1 protein-coding gene is annotated in these 1,421 nt (G+C 67.6%); it reads right to left on the bottom strand.

The window, feature by feature from the left end; genetic code table 11:
* Nucleotides 1-88: 88 nt before the first annotated feature.
* Entirely contained in the window at nt 89-1,225 is a 1,137-nt protein-coding gene (locus ACWD3C_RS48615; protein WP_451155257.1) for an IS4 family transposase, read from the bottom strand.
* Nucleotides 1,226-1,421 lie beyond the last annotated feature (196 nt).

Here is a 1,421-nt window from a genome sequence, read left to right as displayed (position 1 = left end):
GGGCAGAGCTGATCGACGGCTGCCTCACCGAGACCGGATTACTCATGGGCGCCGGATGATCTACCGGCCCGCCACTGCGAGTTCAACCTCAGTAGACCCCGAGCCGACTGATCCACTCGTAGGTATAGCGGGTGGTCCAGTTGCGGCCCCGCAGGCCGTGTTTCCGGCTGGCGAAGATCGCCAGCCGTTCGTGGACGTAGCCGTCGACCGCGCTGAACTTCCGCCCGGAGTTCCCATTGCGGAAGTAGGCGGCCCAACCCGGCAGCACGGGGTTGAGGTCGGCTACCACGGCGGACACCGGCCGTTCGGTCTTCGAGAGGGCGGTCGCCCCGCGGATCTTGTCCCGCAGCAGCCGCATCGCTCTGACCGAGGGCCAGCGTTGCAGGTAGAACCTGCCCCGCCACTTCCACGACTCCACCTTCTGGTGATGGAAGCCGAGAAAGACGAAGCCCTGCCTGCCTCTGATGAGGCAGACGATCCCGGACTTCTCCGGATTCGGCCGCCGTTTCCTGGTGGAGCGCAGCAGGAAGTCGGCTCCCGTGTCCGAGACGGCCTGCACGAAGTCGAACGCGTCGTAGTAGGCGTCGGCCAGCAGGAGCATCGAGGCGTCCAGGCAGCCCAGCAGACGGCGGGCGTAGGCGAGTTCGCCGGTGTGGTCGGGGCCGAAGGCCGCGTCCAGCAGGGCCCGCGTCCCGCACTCCACGATGGCCACCAGGCGCACCAGCGGGTAGCCGAACGTACGGACCTTCCCGATGTGCTTGCGGTAGTACCAGGTCACCGCCTCTTCATCGGGAGCGGACAGAGTCGTGCCGTCCACGGCGACCAGGCGTAAGCCCCGGTAGAAGGTGCAGGACTGACCGCGGTCGGCGACCGGTCCGGACAGAATCGTGAACAGGCGGCGCAGCGGTGCGCTGCCCAGACGGCGCCGGGCCCGTGACAGCGACGAGGCACACGGGCGCGCCACGGGCACGGCGTCGAGTCCGGCCGTGAGCTTGTCCCACACCGCCCGGTAGGACGACCGCTCGAAGAAGGCGAAAGCGAGCACGAAGTACACCACGACGCGCGCCGGCAACAGCCGCAGCCTCCGCTCCCGCGTACGCGTGTCCTCGAGTACCGCATCGACCAGTTCGGGATCGATGATCTGCGTCAACTCGCCCAGATGGCCGGGCGCGTACACATCCGGGGCTGTCGCCCCGGGCTGGATGCTGCCAGACTTTCGCGACAACGGGACCTCCGGATTACTCGTCCCCGGGCTCGACACCACGGGGACTACCAGAGGTCCCGCCCCCTTGACAGGGCACGCGCAGCCCAAATGCAACGGTGTTGGGGCTGAAGTTTCCCCGTGATCTTGGACACGTTTCCGTCACGCGGCGAGGGCGTGGTCTGGTTTCGTTCCTTGGTGGCGCTGGCGGGTCTCGTGA

This window comes from Streptomyces sp. NPDC002845 (assembly GCF_053591955.1).
Note: the sequence above shows the minus strand (reverse complement) of the source record. Positions and strands in the feature narration are given on the sequence as shown.